The sequence below is a fragment of the Anaerobacillus sp. ABR4_321 genome (genome assembly GCF_056158505.1).
The window spans coordinates 2,717,866-2,733,597 of the sequence record NZ_JBSWTK010000001.1; the positions used below are offsets into that span (position 1 = coordinate 2,717,866).

The following is a 15,732-nucleotide window of genomic DNA, read 5'->3' on the forward strand; positions in this document are numbered from 1 at the left end:
TCGTATCGCGGTAATTCGATAACTTATGGCTTTCTCAACATGCTACACTCCCCGATATTGGTTTCCCTCACGGATAAGTTGAGTGGTGACAAGCGATTGTGGTCTGGCTTGCTCCCTTGCCAAAGAGAGATTTCTTATATGACCTTATGGTCGCACCTGGTAATGGCCGATGGCCCCTTTTGGACTTTCTAGAGATGCCATCGTTGAAAATTTGGTCTCTACGCGATGCACCGCAGCAAGTAATTCCCACTGTATGTCATACTCTTCAGCAGCTTTTTTATACGTATCGACGTATTCTTCCGGAATATGAGACTTCGATAATTGAAAACGGAACGGTTCACTGTTCCCTTGCAGGAAAAGTGCGATTATGACACTTGCTATAATCGTAGTTATTATCAATCGTGCAGGTCGTTTCAACGTTGCCCTCTTCCTTCCTATTTTCGTTCGTTGATGTCTGTAAATTCTTCGCTTGGAAGATGGATCCATTTTCCTAAATAACCGTGATCGAATAGCGCCTTAATTAGAATTAATAAAATTGGCGAGAGAATGACCCCAGCAATCCCGAACAGTGATAGAGAAATGATCATAAAGGAGAGAATTGTAAACGCAGACACACCTAAAGAGTCACCAGTGATTTTCGGCTCCATAATCTGTCTAACAAGCATGACGACTCCTAATAAACCGATTAACCAGAATGCTAGTGTAGTCTGACCCACAATGAACAAATAAATCGCCCATGGTAAGAAGATTGCAGATACGCCTAGCAATGGAAGAATATCAAAAAACGCTGCTAACAATGCGATCGTAAAAGCATTATCTACTCTTAATATCCATAGCCCGCAAAGAACAAGAACAAACGTAATCATGATTAGTTTTAGCTGAGCTTTAACATAAGCACCAATCCCACTAAGAACGTTTTCTTTTAAGAAATAATATGCTTTCTTAAATGTGTTAGGCGTGCGTTTGTTCGCGATTCGTTTCCACATTTCGATTTCTACACTCAAAAAATACGCAAGAACGATGCCGATCACAAAATTGATAATTAACGTAGGGATCGATGTCACAAAAGAAAAGATGCCATTAAGAAATCCAGTCAATATAAACGAAGCTTTCTCAACAACGGTAACGGAGTATTCTTGTGCTTTAAGTAAGACATCAGGTGGTAATGCATTCATCTGGAGCTGAGCCCACTCAACATAATTCAACACCTGCTCTTGAAAGATGTCTACATAGCCAGGAATCAAAGATATTAGGTTTTGTAATTGCACGACAAAAATGGCACCAGCAAGAAAGACTACACTTAATACGACTAAAACAAACAGCAGGGTCGAAATCGTTGTTGCTACTGTTTTTCCCAAACCTTTTCTATGTAAAAACCTAGCGAACGGTTCGATGATCAAGAAAATAACATATCCAACAAAGATAGGAGCTGCAATATCAAACAAAAAGCTAAAAACAAACATGATTAAAAATACTGTTAAGACAATCAAACCAATATCGAAAGCAGTACGAGCATATTGCCTATAAAACGTTAACATTTCTTCACCTCTTGTCACTCTTATGACGTAAGCATATCTTTTTTACGCTCTCTTTTCCATAAAAAAAGGGCTTAGATCCCTATTTTTTATGTGTGCAGATGAAACAATGGCTTTTCAGAAGGTTTGCCAAAATAATAGCCTTGGCCTAGTGAGATTCCAATATCGTTACAGAAGTCAGCTTCTTCTTTCCGTTCGATCCCCTCAGCTAATAGTTGGATTCCTTCTTCATTTGCGAGTTTCGCAATTTCGCGCAATGCATCCTGTTTACTCCTATCCCTATAACATTGATCGATAAATTGTCGATCGATCTTTGCGTAATCAGGTTTTAAGGCTAGTAGAATTTCCTTTGTTGCATACCCAGTCCCTAAATCATCGAGAGCGACTTTCATGCCTTCTTGTTTATAAGAAGTAAAGATTTTCTTCAAATGGTCGATGCGTTGAATCTGCTCCGTTTCCACCACTTCAAACACCAGATCACCAGGATTTACGTTATAGTCTTCAACTGCTCGAAATGTCGTCTTCAAGCAATGAGCAGGGTCATAAATAGAAGAAGGTAAAAAGTTAATAAATCTCTTGATTCCATTCGGAAGGAACTTTGAACTGATTTCAATCGCTTTGGTTCGAGCTGCGCTATCTAAAAAGGATTGTAAACCAGAGTTTTGAGCCATTTCAAAAAGTTTGAAGGGCTGAAATGAGTAATGATCATTAGTAGGTCTCAATAGAAATTCATATGCAACGGTTTCGTTTCTTTCAAGTGATAAGATCGGCTGCATGTGTGCAGTAAACAGACCTTCTTGCATTATGGTGATATAGTTCAGATTCTGCAACCGAACATAAAAATGCGGAAAAGCTATCGCAGGCTTCTTATCATCGCGTAAAGTTAAAGTAGCACAGCTAAATGTTTTTGAAGCGTTTGAACTAAAATGATCGTCAATCCGACTACATATGTCTGTCAAATCAGTAAGGTTGTCATACGGGATTAAAAAGCTTTCTCCTGAAAGGTTAAATAAAGCGTTTAAACTTTCTAACAATATCGGGGAAGGCGTCGTAATTTCGAAGATACCATTCGGCAAGACTTTTGGAATAAATCCACAATTATTACAGAGCAAGTTTATCATCATCTCCTTATCATAAGAAAAGACAGGGGAATGCCCCCTGTCTTCCTACACTATAACTCTATTTTAAGAGGTTTTCATATAGGTCTGAATAAGTTTCAGCAGACTTTTCCCAAGAGTAATTCAATCGCATCGCACGTTCAACGAGCTTTCTCCATGTAAGACTTTCGTGATGGTAGTAGTGTAATGCGAGTCGAATCGTACTTAGCATATCGTGAGCATTATAATCAGCAAAACTGAAGCCATGCCCTTCACCCGTATACTTATTGTAAGGTTGTACCGTGTCCTTCAGTCCACCTGTTTCTCGAACGATCGGTAAACTTCCATATCGTAGTGCTATGAGCTGACTGATCCCACATGGTTCAAATTGAGAAGGCATTAGAAATAGATCGGAGGCTGCATAAAGCTGTCTTGCAAAGTCATCATTAAAATAAATGTTAGCCGAAAATCTACCTGGGTATCGATGCTCAGCCTCTCTAAGCATGTGCTCGTAGTGCTCATCTCCAGTTCCAAGAACGACAACCTGTACTTTTTCTTCCATGATCTCTGGAAGTACTCTGAAGAATAAGTCCATTCCCTTTTGCTCAACAAGCCGAGTGATCATAGATATCATTGGAATACCTTCACCTTTTTGAAGACCAAGCTTTTCCTGAAGATCGACTTTGTTTTTTTCTTTTAGAAGAAATGATGCATGGTACGTATATTTTAACGCAGCATCTGTTGATGGATCATAAAGCTCGCTATCGATTCCGTTAATGATTCCTTTGAAATCAGCTTCTCTCTTCCTTAGGATCCCATCTAGATATTCTCCAAAATAAGGCTGCTTGATTTCATCAGCATAAGAAGGGCTTACAGTCGTAATATAGTCCGAGTATGTAAGTCCGCCTTTCATAAAACTTACGTTACCGTGAAATTCTACACCCTCATTCGTGAAATGTAATTCACTCAAGTCCAGAAGGTCATGAAGGATGTCTTTTGGAAATATCCCTTGATAGCGTAAATTATGAATCGTGTACACGGTCTTGATGCTATCGTAGTGAGGATGATTACGGTAATGCGCTTTTTTCAATACCGGTACCATCCCAGTTTGCCAATCATGACAGTGGAGGATATCTGGTCGTTCATCCAAGTAAGGAATGGCTTCTAAGACCGCTCTACAGAAGAAAGAAAACCTCTCTCCGTCATCGTAATATCCATAGCTACCACTTCTTTTAAAGTAGTATTCATTGTCGATAAAGTAATACGTAATACCATTGTACCGAAGTGTTTCGATACCACAATATTGATGTCTCCATCCAACTGGTACCGTGATTGCTTCTTTTAGCTCAAGTTTTTCTTTAAACGATTCATTCATATCCTCATATTTCGGGAGGATGACAGATACGTTGATCCCTTGCTTTTGTAGTTCCTTCGGTAAAGCACCGATCACATCACCAAGGCCTCCCGTTTTAATGAACGGGTGGCCTTCGGATGCGGCAAACAATACATTCATGAATTGTTCCCTCCTGCTAAATAACTGTAGACTTTGCAATTACTCTCGGTTCATCTTCAGATGTCACTTTTTCATGTGGTGAGACGGATACATCCTTATCAAGGATAACGTTCTCAATAACAGCGCCCTCACCGATTTCACACTTCTGCATGATGATACTGTTACGAATAATCGCACCTTTTCCTACTCTGATTCCTCTAAATAAAATACTATTTTCGACTGTCCCTGAAATCTTGCAGCCATTGGCAATCAAGGAATTAGCAACGGTTGAAGACTCATCATACTTAGCAGGTGCCTCATGCTTAACCTTCGTATAGATCGGACCTTTGTTGTAAAAGAGTTCCTGAGTTACATTTGGGTCAAGTAGTTCCATGCTATAGCGGTAATAGCTCTCAACGTTATCGATAAATGTCACGTAGCCGCCGAAATGACAGCCGTGAACATTGTAACGCTCTAAGTTACTCGCTATTGCCTCATTAACTGACTTGTATTTACCCGTCTCCATGCTCTCTTCAACGATTGAAATAAGAAGGGATGACTTCATCACAAAGGTATTCAGGTACACGTCGTCCCCAGGCAGTGGCTCTACATCAAGATTTAGCTTTTCAACACGATTTTCTTCATTCGTATAAAGAACATTGTACGTATTGCCACTTACATAAGGATCATCACATGGTTTATATACTAACGTAATATCCGCACCGTTTTCTTCGTGTTCATCGATTACGCTGTTAAAATCTACATTCCATACTAACTTTCCATTCGTTACGACAACATAGTTTGAAAGACTACGCTTAAAGTATGATAGATTCTCATAAAATGAACGGATATCACCATTTTCGATTCGTTCCTCACTTGCTGGAGGCTGGAAGAACAATCCGCCTTGATGTCTATCTAAATCCCATTCTTTCCCTGACCCTAGATGATCTAGTAAAGAACGGTATTTCTCTCTTGTGAAAACAGCAACCGTATTAATACCTGCATTCGTCATGCTTGACAGTGAAAAATCGATCAATCGATATCGCCCTGCAAAAGGAACAGAGGCAAAGCTCCGATGACTTGTTAATTCGCTAAGATCATTCTTTTCATCGATTAAGTTAATGACACCTACTACTTTTCTCATCGTTCATCCTCCTGTTCTATTTTGGTACAGAGACTATTTCGCCGTCAGCAATCAAGGAGATAGATCCGTCTTTATTTCCAAGCTCCATGCCATCTTCAATCACTGTACCACTCTCAATGATCGCATTCTCGATCTTAACATTCGCACCAATCTTCACATCAGGCATAATGATTGAGTTCTTGATCGTTGTACCAAGGCCAACGTGCACCCCGTAAAATAGTACTGAACGATACACATCGCCATACACTACGCATCCTTCGTTCACGAGTGAACGGCTCACGTTCGCCTTTGGAGCGATGTATTGTGGTGGCTGGTTTGGATTTACAGAATAAATTCTCCAAGATGGGTCATTTAGGATTAAATCTGGATCGTCATCTAACAGATCCATGTTAGCTTCCCAGAGACTTTGAAGCGTTCCAACGTCTTTCCAGTAACCGCTAAACGAATAGGCATATAGATCCTTTTGGTCTTCGATCATCGCAGGAATGATGTCTTTTCCAAAGTCGTTTGAGGAATTCGGATTTTGCTCATCTTCAGTCAAATACTTTTCTAAAGCTTTCCAACTGAAGATGTAAACGCCCATAGATGCTAGATTCGTTTTCGGTTCTGCTGGCTTTTCTTGAAACTCTACAATTCGATCATCGTCGTCTGTATTCATGATCCCAAAGCGATTCGCTTCGTTCCAAGGCACTTCAAGCACCGCGATCGTAGCGTCTGCTCCTTTTTCTTCGTGATAATCTAGCATTTCAGAATAATCCATTCGGTAGATATGGTCACCTGAAATAACAAGAACGTATTCAGGATCATATTGACGAAGGTAATACATGTTCTGATAAATCGCGTTCGCTGTTCCTTTGTACCATTCTCCACCTTTTTGGCCTAGGAATGGCGGCAATACCGATACGCCTCCGTTCTTTCTATCAAGATCCCATGCACTTCCGATACCGATGTAAGAGTTGAGTATGTAAGGCTGATACTGTGTTAATACGCCAACGGTATCAATCCCTGAATTACTACAGTTACTTAACGTGAAATCAATGATTCTGTACTTACCACCAAACGGGACAGCAGGTTTAGCGAGGCGCGTTGTTAACTTGCCGAGTCTCGTCCCCTGTCCTCCAGCTAATAGCATCGCTACACAACGTTTTTTAGACATATCGATTTCTCCTTTCAAGGTTGCTTTTATTTTTTTTGCCGAGAACCACGATACCTAATGGTGGAATTTTGAGCTGAAGACTATATGGCTGATTGTGATACGGTTGTTTTTCACTAAGCAACTTGTCTGCATTCACCTGCCCGGATCCCCCATATTTTTTCTGATCGCTATTAAACATTTCTACATAGTGTCCAGATGAAGGAACGCCAATTCGATAATCGTAGTAGACATTTGCAGAAAAATTGCAAATAATGATGTCGCAATCACCCTTCGCCTTTCCTTTTCTCATGAAAGAGAGTACAGATTGCGAACTGTCATTCGCATCGATCCATTCAAACCCTTCTGGCTCATGGTCGATTCGCCATAATGCCCTTGATTCCAAGTAAAATCGGTTTAAGTCTTTCACATAACCATTCATTTTGTTATGAAGATCATAGTCAAACAACATCCAATCGAGTTCACTTAAATCTTTCCATTCATCAAACTGCCCGAACTCTCCTCCCATAAACAGTAGTTTTTTGCCTGGGTGTGACATCATATACCCGTAAAGCGTGCGAAGATTAGCAAATTTCTGCCAATAGTCGCCTGGCATTTTGTTCAGGAGTGATTTCTTTCCATGTACCACCTCATCATGAGATAGCGGCAGGAGATAGTTTTCAGAGAACGCATAGAAGAATGAAAATGTGAGTAGATTATGATGATGTTGTCGATCATCCATATGAAGTTCCATGTACTTTAAGGTATCGTTCATCCAGCCCATATTCCATTTATAATTAAACCCAAGACCACCTTCATGGACCGGGGCACTTACGAGTGGATAGTCTGTCGACTCCTCAGCCATCATTAAAACATTTGGGAAGTGTTCAAAAATCGTTTTGTTTAATTTCTGGATGAATTCTTTAGCTGCATGATTTTCTCCTACCCCGCCAGCTCCCTCATGATGATATAAAATCATTTGAGAAACAGCATCTATTCTTAAACCATCGATATGATATAAATCAAACCAAAAAAATGCATTAGAAATTAGAAAGCTAACGATTTCGGGTTTACTATAATCAAAGTTATATGTTCCCCAATTCTTTCTCTCAGCAAGCTCTGGATCTGATGGTTCGAAAACCGGACCACCATCGAACTGCCCGAGACCATGAGCATCTTTACAGAAATGAGCAGGAACCCAGTCTAAAATAACCCCGATATCCTCTTGATGGCACCGATCAATGAATGCCTTCAAGTCGTCTGGATCACCAAATCGACTCGTTACAGAGTAATAACCTGTGATCTGATATCCCCACGAACGGTCGAACGGATGCTCCATCACCGGCATGAGTTCAATATGAGTATACCCATGCTCTTTCACATAAGGAATCAATTCCCTTGTCAGGTCATCGTAAGAGTAATAAGAGCCATCCTGTTTTTTTCGCCATGAACCTGGATGTACCTCGTAGATCGATATTGGAAGGTCATACGGCGGTGTTTTCTTCCTTTTATTCATCCATCTACTATCTCGCCAATCGTACTCATCGACTTTTTTTACGATCGATGCAGTTTTGGGCTTATGCTCTGAATAAAAAGCATACGGGTCAGATTTCATTAAAAGTGAGCCATCTTGTGAAGTAACGCCGTACTTATAAAGTTCACCTTCACGAAGACCTTCAATAAACGAAGACCACAAGCCAGATTCTTCAATCTTGGTCATTTCGTTCCTTGTTGCATCCCACTCGTTGAAATTTCCAACAACAGCTACTGCTTTTGCGTGCGGCGCCCAAACGGTGAAACGTACCCCAATCTTGCCATCCTCTTCTGCTTGATGAGCACCCATCGATCGGTAAGCTTGAAATAAGTTCCCTTGATGAAATAAATACCGATCGTAATCTGTCGGCATCGAAACTGTCATTGCGACACCTCTCTCTCATGCTAATGGTAGCGATTTACTTATGTACTCCGCTACTGTGTTATCATTCGACAGCGTCATTCCAATTCCTTTTCAATCCCTGTATTTTCATGAAAAAAAAGTTGAAAATACTGCTGATTAGTCGAAATGTTTTTTCAATGTAAAGAAACCGCGGGTAAACCCACGGTTTCTTTACAATTACGATACATTTTCTTGTGATTGAGCCATTCTTTCTAATAGTTGGTAGGTCATCGAAACTGACCATGCTAATGGAGTATTTTTGTTTGGTACATCCGTTCCACCAATATATAGCTCAGGTATTTTCCCGCTTTCTGGCGTGATCGTCATCGTTTTTTCAAAGTATTCATTCATTTTATCTACTTGACCGATTTGACCATAACAGAGACCTAGCCATGGGAATCCAAAACACCATTCTGCTTCACTGCCTTCGTTATAGTATTGATCACCTTCGTAACGGAGGACTCCACGTTCCCTTTCAAGTCGTTCAGTAATGCGTTCTAAGATTTTTATGGCTGTTGATCTAGAAACGACTCTCAGCGGATAGATCAACGATAAAAGTGAGAGGTCGACTTCCTTTGTGGCACTTTCTGCTGGAAGAAGACGATCAAGGGTTCTCTCTCCTTTTTGAATGAGCTCTTGCGGCACTTCGACTAACGTTCTTACTGCTTTTAATCCAGCTACACACGCTCCAACGCTTGAAGCATGAATTTCTACATTTTCTTCCCACATACCATTATCAGGGTTTTTCCAATACTCGAGACATTCGAGATAATTCACTAGCTTTTGAACGATGCGATAGTCGACTTTATCACGTAATATTGGTTTTCCTACTTGTATTCCTTGGCCTATTCCAAACAGCAGGATGCCGATCGCATCGTTTTGAGCATGACCCCATTCGACAGGAATCTCCTCTAGGTCTTTTGAATATCTAGAGTGAATGTATTCATGTAAATATACTGGCTTCTGTTTTGTGTGGATATCTAGCTTCCATTCGTATTTTCTAAGTAATGAAAGAAGGGAATGATAGGCCTTCTCGTACCTTGTACATTTCGATGTTAAATAGGGCATCACAGTATAACAGACGTCTCGGATCCATATATAATTATAATCATCAGAAGTACTCGCAACGTAAGCTCCATTCGGTAACCTCATGCTTTCGAGTACGTTATGCAATTTATATTGGTTCATCCCACTCACCTGCTCCTTATTTTTTACTATAATTGTTACCCTATTCGACATTTTTTTAATCACAAAAAGACCGACCCTTTTTTTAGGGTCAGTCGATTGTACTAGTGATCGCTGTGATTTCTTCATCAACAGGCTCTAGTCGATAAACATAATCGATGTATGTGAGCAGGTTGTCACGTGCTTCTTTTACTTTAACGAATTCTGTTTCGCGTATGAATGCATGTACGAACTTTTCAATTCGTTTTGCAAGGATATCGTCATCAGTTTTCATCATCAGAACGCTTAGATCGATACAAGCGCAGTGATGAGTGTAATAAAGAGCTTTGTCATAGTCGGTAATATCCAATGACTTGCCCCCTTTCTAGGAGCTTACCTATAGTATTTGCAGGGGGACTCCACATACACGAAGAAAAAGATAACAATGATTTCTTAAAGGACGAAGGTATAACCGTCCTTCTGCTCAACTTTCTTTTCTTTTAAAAGCTTACCCATCGCACGTTTGAAAGCAGCTTTACTTATGTTGAACTCACGCTTGATCGCTTCTGGATCGCTCTTATCTGTAAAAGGCATCTTCCCACCGCGATCAACCATATATTGATAAAGTTTGTCTGCATCTTCAAGTCGTGCTTCTTTCACCAAAGGACGAGTCGAGACATTGATCCTGCCGTCTTCTCTTACGAATGTAACCCGGACCTGAACCCTTTCTCCAAGCCGCACGTTTTGCTTCATTTCATCATTGTGAAGAAATGCAAGGTAACCATCATCTGTGAAAACTGAAGCTCCTTCATCAGAAAAACGGTAAACGACGCCTTCCGTTTCTTTATTTTTCAAATCCTCGCTTGCTTCGGTAGAAAGTTCTTTGATTTCTTCAAAGTTGCTTAAATCTGCAAACAGCCGATTCTTCTTATCGAGCTTAAGTCCGCAGTATAACTCGTCTCCTACATCTGGCCACCTCGTGCGGTCTGTTGGCAAGTCGTCTTTTGAAAGGAGCATGTCCTTTTGAATGCCAATGTCTACAAAAACACCTAGTCGAGGTTGCACACCGACCACTTTAAGGATTGAAAAAGAATCGAGCGTAACGACTGGCATCGTCTCAGTTGCAGAAAGCCTGCCTTCATGATCATGATAAAGAAAAACTTCTACTTCATTTCCTTCGTCATGTTGCTCTACCGCCTCATTCTTGTGCAGCAAGACATCTTCGTTCCCGTTCGTTAAAAAATATCCATATTCTTGTTTACGAGCTACTTTTAGCTTCGTTATTTCTCCAGCGTATAATTGTGTTGCCAACTCATTTCACAGCCTTTCATAATCCTTTACTTAGTATATCACTACACCAATATGTATTCTCTATTTATCATAAATCTTTTCATCCTGTAAATACTAACATGGACTTCAATCAAAGGAGAGGTGCACCATGTCAACTTACCGAAAACTTGAAGAAATGCTTAAAAATGCCGATGAGCTCGTTGAATATGCAGGTGAGCAGCTTGAAAAAGCTACTCAAGTCGCGCCAGGAATTACGGATAAAGAATACACTGAAACTCAACAGCTTCTTGAGCAAATGGCGATCGATATCGATAAAATGATCCATAGTGCCACACCAGAACAACGAGATGCGTTAACACGAGCAAGACAGCAAGTACAAGATCGTCAAAATGACTTCATCTTAGGCTTCGATACGTAAAGGTCTGCATTTCTGCAGACCTTTTACTTTTACTATCCTGAATACCCGAAGGAACCGAACTCACTTGCTAATTTCTCAGAATGTTTGCGACGTGCCTTTCTAGCTTTCATTCTCTCTTCTCCACCATCGTAAACAAATTTTTCTTCCTTCGTTTCTGGCAATGCTTCAGGTACCATCGTTGGTTTCCCTTCTTCGTTTAACGCTACAAACGTTAAAAACGATGTCGCACAAACTTTCTTCGCACCTGTAATGACGTTCTCAGCAAATATTTTCACTAATACTTCCATCGAGGTGTTGTGTGTCCAGCTGACATAAGACTCAAGACTAACGACTTCTCCCTCGCGGATAGGCTGAAGAAAATCGATCGAGTCCGCTGAAGCCGTCACTACAGCTGACCTAGCGTGTTTTGACGCAGAGATCGCTGCGATGTCATCGATGTATGACATGAGTCTGCCACCAAAAAGAGTTCCGTGTGTATTTGTATCTGAAGGAAGAACAAAGCTTGATTTTGTTGTTCTAGAAACGCGTATTAATTTTTTTGTTAATTGAGTATCTGACATAACGACATTCACCTTTTCTAAAACAGACCGACTGCTTGACCGTCTTCTGTTACATCCATATTTAACGCCGCAGGCTTCTTTGGAAGTCCTGGCATCGTCATTACATTCCCTGTCAGTGCTACGATAAAGCCAGCGCCGATCGATGGTCTAAATTCCCTCACATTAATGGAAAAACCTGTCGGTCGTCCGAGTAAAGCGGCATTATCAGATAATGAATACTGAGTCTTCGCCATACATACCGGTAAGTGAGACCATCCGTTTGCTTCAAACTCTTTTAGTTGCTTGAGAGCCTTAGGACCGAATTGTACCCCATCGGCACCATAAATTTCTTGTGCAATCGTTGTAATTTTATCTTCAATAGATGCATCCAGATCATAAAGTGGAGAGAAGTTGTTTTCGGAATGCTCGATTTGATCAATGACTGTTTTAGCAAGGACTTCTCCACCTTTACCACCCTCTGCCCAAACATCAGTGAGAGCAACTGGCACATCATTTTCATTACACCAATCGAGAAGCGCGTTCACTTCTAAATCAGTATCTGTCATGAAACGGTTGATCGCAACGACGAAAGGTACGCCGAATTTTCTAATGGAAGAAATATGCTGCTGTAAATTCGCTAAACCTTCCTGTAGTGCTGCAACGTTTTCTTCTTTAAGGTTATCTTTTGGAATTCCTCCGTGCATTTTCAACGCGCGAATTGTAGCAACGATTACGGTAGCTGCAGGATCGATATCGCCAGCTCTTGTTTTGATATCAAAAAACTTTTCTGCGCCTAAATCCGCCCCGAACCCTGCTTCCGTCACGACATAGTCAGAAAGCTTTTGAGCCATTTTTGTCGCTGCTACACTGTTACAGCCATGAGCAATATTCGCAAAAGGGCCACCGTGTATTAATGCAGGTGTGTTTTCTAAAGTCTGAACGAGGTTCGGATTCATAGCATTCTTAAGGAGGAGTGTTAGTGCACCCTGCACCCCAAGGTCAGCTACTGTAATCGGAAGTTTGGAACGGTTGTAGCCGATAACGATTCGTCCAATTCTCTGCTTAAGATCCGTTAAATCTGATGCTAAACAAAGGATCGCCATCAGTTCAGATGCCACTGTGATATCGAACCCATCTTCTCTTGGAACACCTTGGGTTGGACCACCTAGCCCGATCGTCACTTGTCTTAAAGCTCTGTCATTAAGATCCAAAACCCTTTTCCATGTTATTCGTCTTGTATCAAAATCGAGTTCATTACCTTGATGGATATGATTATCGATCATCGCTGACAATGCATTATGAGATGATGTGATCGCGTGTATGTCTCCTGTAAAGTGAAGGTTGATATCCTCCATAGGCATTACTTGTGAATAACCTCCACCAGCAGCCCCTCCTTTAATTCCCATACTCGGTCCAAGAGAAGGCTCCCTCATTGCAACGATTGCTTTCTCACCGATTCGATTAAGCGCCTGAGCAAGTCCAACTGTAACCGTGCTTTTCCCCTCACCAGCCGGTGTAGGATTGATAGCCGTTACAAGGATCACTTTCCCAGATGGATTCTTACTCAGCCTCTTCATGCTTGAAAGTGAGATTTTTGCTTTGTAATGCCCATAAGGCTCCCATTCATCCTCCGTTAAGCCTAAGCCGCTTGCTATTTCGTTTATTCGTTTCATTTTTGCATCTTGTGCAATCTCAATATCACTCTTCATTCGAACTTCCGACTTCATCAAATCCCTCCATACCCTATACTATTTCCATATATATCTTAACTAAGTTTATTAATTACGTTAAGAATAATCAACTGGAGTCTTTGAAAGCTTGACACTTCTCTTAAAATACAGTATATTTTAAACAACCGTTTATATTGCTGATTATTTATTGAATTTAGTCAGACCTTCTCGACTGTGCATTACGTACATAAAGATTGTTGCTTGATTCACAAACAAACAATATGAATGGGGAAAATTAAGTTGCACGAAGAACGTGCTAAGTTTTTAGGAGGAACAAACATGCAAAACGGAAAAGTAAAATGGTTTAACGCTGAAAAAGGTTTTGGATTTATCGAAGTTGAAGGTGCTGACGATGTATTCGTACACTTCTCCGCTATCGAAGGCGAAGGCTTCAAAACTCTAGAAGAAGGTCAAGAAGTTTCTTTTGAAATCGTTGAAGGAAACCGCGGACCTCAAGCTGCTAACGTAAACAAGCTTTAATTAATATACGTTTGGAAGAGACTGATGCATGCATCAGTCTCTTTTTATGTTGAAACGATTAACGGATATTCTTTTGGGTCATACTATTCCAGAACAATACGTAAAGGTGGGATAGTATGTCAGAACCGTACTCTGATCTTCAACAGATCGAAATGTCGATTAAGTCGGCTCAACACCTCGTTGGACAAGCTACTAAAAGCATGAACGACAATCAGTTGAAGGCCGCACAAGATGCGTTGAATCAAGCTAAACAACAATTTCAACAAGCAGTAGCACATAAAACTGGCGTAAATGAAAATTTCTTTGAGTTTTCCAGTGAACTCATTGAAAAATGCGATACGCAGCTTAGGGAAGCACAAGAATAAAAGCAGCCAGTCGGCTGCTTTTTCTGTGTTTAGTTATCATCAAGTTCGATCACACTGTCGATTTCAGTTCCCTTTAAAGCTTGTACAGCGAGTCTATGCGATTCTTTATTTTCATTTCGTGAAACGTGCTCATAAATTGGCTGCAGTCTTAATTCCTTCAAGGTAGCATCAATACGATCCATCCATTTTGTTAGAAGCGGCTCATATACTGCCCATTCTCCTGAGAGCTGGCTGATCACTACTTTTGAATCTCCTTTGATCATGACCTCGGTATCATCGACTTTAATGTTCTTTAGCTCCTGTAAGCCAGTCCAAAGCGCTGCGTATTCAGCTTCATTATTATTTTCAAGATAGCTAAGAGCCTTATTCACACGAATCCTTTTTTTCTTTCTTCCTTCAAAAAAATAAATCACAGCGCCACAGCCAGACTCTTTAGATTCCTTATCAAAACTTCCATCAAAAAAAATCTCGACGGAAGAAAGGCTTTCTTCCTTTTTTGATGTGAATTTTTCAAATTCTTTCAGTGACCATTTCGTCCCCCGGTTATCAAGAAAATAAAGGTCGATGGAGCGTCCGGTTTTTTCAATATCTTTTGCCATTAAAATCGCTTGATGTGCAGGTATCTCATCAGATGTCATCCATGCTTGAATTCCTCGAGGCGTCTTGTATTTCCACTTTACAATCACGTTCATCATCTAAACTCCTTATTCATGTAAGGTGCTTTCCGAGCTGCTTTAATTCTTCACCTACAGAACATTCCGTAATACAAAAACGCTGGGCGTGGCACTTGCCATAGTCATGTTGATTCACTCTTTTTAACAAACACCCATCACAGTATGTATCTAGAATTAGACCCACTTCCATCATAACTTCTTTTTTCTTCATTTCTTTCACTCCTACACTCGTCCCCTTCTATATCAAGTTTCTCCATTTACCTTAAATGTATGTCTTCCAGTGCTGTTGATGTATATGATAGAATACAAAAAGACTTGATCAGGGGGGGAGGAAACAAAAGTGATTGAAGTTTATATAGATGGAGCAAGTGCTGGTAACCCAGGACCATCAGGTGCTGGAATCTTTATAAAAGGGGATGGAGAAGTCATTCGCTCTTCGGTTCCTCTTGGCACACTTTCCAATCATGAAGCAGAGTTTCAGGCTTTGATTGAAGCACTACGCATTTGCCTTGAAAAGAAACATCGAATCATCTCGATTCGAACGGACTCTCAGCTTGTGAGTGATGCGATCGATCGAAGACAGACGAAAAAGCGAACGTATGAAACTTACCTCTCCAGTGCCCTCGCATTGGTAGATGAATTTGATCTTTGTTTTATTAAATGGATTCCTAGTTCTAAGAATAAAGTAGCAGATGAGCTTGCTAGAAAAGCCATCCAATTAAACACAGCAGGATAA

At 40.6% G+C, this 15,732-nt stretch carries 18 protein-coding genes; 4 read left to right on the plus strand and 14 right to left on the minus strand.

Annotated elements, in window-relative coordinates; all coding sequences use genetic code 11:
• Window positions 1-144 precede the first annotated feature (144 nt).
• The 10 genes from ACXADT_RS14130 to ACXADT_RS14175 all read right to left on the minus strand — a co-directional run bounded on the left by ACXADT_RS14130 (window position 145) and on the right by ACXADT_RS14175 (window position 10,811).
• Window positions 145-417, minus strand: a complete 273-nt coding sequence (locus ACXADT_RS14130) for a hypothetical protein (protein ID WP_474831688.1) — start codon at window positions 415-417, stop codon at window positions 145-147.
• Window positions 418-434: 17 nt separating this feature from the next.
• A complete protein-coding gene (gene ytvI / locus ACXADT_RS14135) occupies window positions 435-1,538 on the minus strand; it encodes a sporulation integral membrane protein YtvI (protein ID WP_270181991.1) in 1,104 nt (367 codons plus the stop codon).
• Between the two features lie 86 nt (window positions 1,539-1,624).
• Window positions 1,625-2,647, minus strand: coding sequence for an EAL domain-containing protein (locus ACXADT_RS14140; RefSeq protein ID WP_270181990.1), 1,023 nt, complete (start codon window positions 2,645-2,647; stop codon window positions 1,625-1,627).
• Between the two features lie 67 nt (window positions 2,648-2,714).
• Window positions 2,715-4,145, minus strand: a complete 1,431-nt coding sequence (glgA, locus tag ACXADT_RS14145) for a glycogen synthase GlgA (RefSeq protein WP_270181989.1) — start codon at window positions 4,143-4,145, stop codon at window positions 2,715-2,717.
• Between the two features lie 16 nt (window positions 4,146-4,161).
• The gene (gene glgD, locus ACXADT_RS14150; RefSeq protein ID WP_270181988.1) at window positions 4,162-5,268 is read right to left on the minus strand and encodes a glucose-1-phosphate adenylyltransferase subunit GlgD; all 1,107 of its coding nucleotides are present in this window, start codon (window positions 5,266-5,268) and stop codon (window positions 4,162-4,164) included.
• A gap of 16 nt (window positions 5,269-5,284) precedes the next feature.
• Window positions 5,285-6,424 carry a glucose-1-phosphate adenylyltransferase gene (locus tag ACXADT_RS14155; RefSeq protein ID WP_270181987.1) on the minus strand — a complete coding sequence of 380 codons (1,140 nt, stop codon included), beginning with the start codon at window positions 6,422-6,424 and terminating at the stop codon, window positions 5,285-5,287.
• A complete protein-coding gene (gene glgB / locus ACXADT_RS14160) occupies window positions 6,417-8,318 on the minus strand; it encodes a 1,4-alpha-glucan branching protein GlgB (RefSeq protein WP_474831689.1) in 1,902 nt (633 codons plus the stop codon). The genes ACXADT_RS14155 and glgB overlap by 8 nt, the downstream gene beginning before the upstream one ends.
• A 195-nt stretch (window positions 8,319-8,513) precedes the next feature.
• A complete protein-coding gene (locus ACXADT_RS14165; protein WP_474831691.1) occupies window positions 8,514-9,524 on the minus strand; it encodes a glycoside hydrolase family 15 protein in 1,011 nt (336 codons plus the stop codon).
• Window positions 9,525-9,612: 88 nt separating this feature from the next.
• Complete coding sequence (locus ACXADT_RS14170) at window positions 9,613-9,870, minus strand: YhdB family protein (RefSeq protein WP_270181984.1); 258 nt, start codon at window positions 9,868-9,870, stop codon at window positions 9,613-9,615.
• Window positions 9,871-9,953: 83 nt separating this feature from the next.
• Window positions 9,954-10,811, minus strand: coding sequence for a CvfB family protein (locus ACXADT_RS14175; protein WP_474811951.1), 858 nt, complete (start codon window positions 10,809-10,811; stop codon window positions 9,954-9,956).
• 127 nt (window positions 10,812-10,938) lie between these two features.
• Here ACXADT_RS14175 and ACXADT_RS14180 point away from each other — a divergent pair, with 127 nt between their 5' ends.
• The gene (locus tag ACXADT_RS14180; protein WP_270181982.1) at window positions 10,939-11,208 is read left to right on the plus strand and encodes a DUF2524 family protein; all 270 of its coding nucleotides are present in this window, start codon (window positions 10,939-10,941) and stop codon (window positions 11,206-11,208) included.
• Between the two features lie 32 nt (window positions 11,209-11,240).
• Here the strand turns inward: ACXADT_RS14180 and ACXADT_RS14185 are convergent, their stop codons facing one another.
• Both ACXADT_RS14185 and ACXADT_RS14190 read right to left on the minus strand, forming a co-directional pair.
• Complete coding sequence (locus ACXADT_RS14185; RefSeq protein ID WP_270181981.1) at window positions 11,241-11,768, minus strand: acyl-CoA thioesterase; 528 nt, start codon at window positions 11,766-11,768, stop codon at window positions 11,241-11,243.
• 17 nt (window positions 11,769-11,785) lie between these two features.
• Window positions 11,786-13,474 carry a formate--tetrahydrofolate ligase gene (locus ACXADT_RS14190; RefSeq protein WP_474811954.1) on the minus strand — a complete coding sequence of 563 codons (1,689 nt, stop codon included), beginning with the start codon at window positions 13,472-13,474 and terminating at the stop codon, window positions 11,786-11,788.
• Between the two features lie 282 nt (window positions 13,475-13,756).
• Between ACXADT_RS14190 and cspD the strand changes: the two genes are divergently transcribed.
• Both cspD and ACXADT_RS14200 read left to right on the plus strand, forming a co-directional pair.
• The gene (gene cspD / locus ACXADT_RS14195) at window positions 13,757-13,957 is read left to right on the plus strand and encodes a cold-shock protein CspD (protein ID WP_224882404.1); all 201 of its coding nucleotides are present in this window, start codon (window positions 13,757-13,759) and stop codon (window positions 13,955-13,957) included.
• Window positions 13,958-14,073: 116 nt separating this feature from the next.
• Window positions 14,074-14,322 (plus strand): DUF2564 family protein, encoded by a 249-nt coding sequence (locus ACXADT_RS14200; protein ID WP_270181979.1) that lies wholly within the window; start codon window positions 14,074-14,076, stop codon window positions 14,320-14,322.
• Window positions 14,323-14,351: 29 nt separating this feature from the next.
• On the opposite strand, the gene ACXADT_RS14205 is transcribed toward ACXADT_RS14200, so the two are convergent.
• Window positions 14,352-15,014 (minus strand): reverse transcriptase-like protein, encoded by a 663-nt coding sequence (locus ACXADT_RS14205; protein WP_474831692.1) that lies wholly within the window; start codon window positions 15,012-15,014, stop codon window positions 14,352-14,354.
• Window positions 15,015-15,030: 16 nt separating this feature from the next.
• The gene (locus ACXADT_RS14210; RefSeq protein WP_270181977.1) at window positions 15,031-15,207 is read right to left on the minus strand and encodes a zinc-finger domain-containing protein; all 177 of its coding nucleotides are present in this window, start codon (window positions 15,205-15,207) and stop codon (window positions 15,031-15,033) included.
• Window positions 15,208-15,336: 129 nt separating this feature from the next.
• Here ACXADT_RS14210 and ACXADT_RS14215 point away from each other — a divergent pair, with 129 nt between their 5' ends.
• Entirely contained in the window at window positions 15,337-15,732 is a 396-nt protein-coding gene (locus tag ACXADT_RS14215) for a reverse transcriptase-like protein (protein ID WP_270181976.1), read from the plus strand.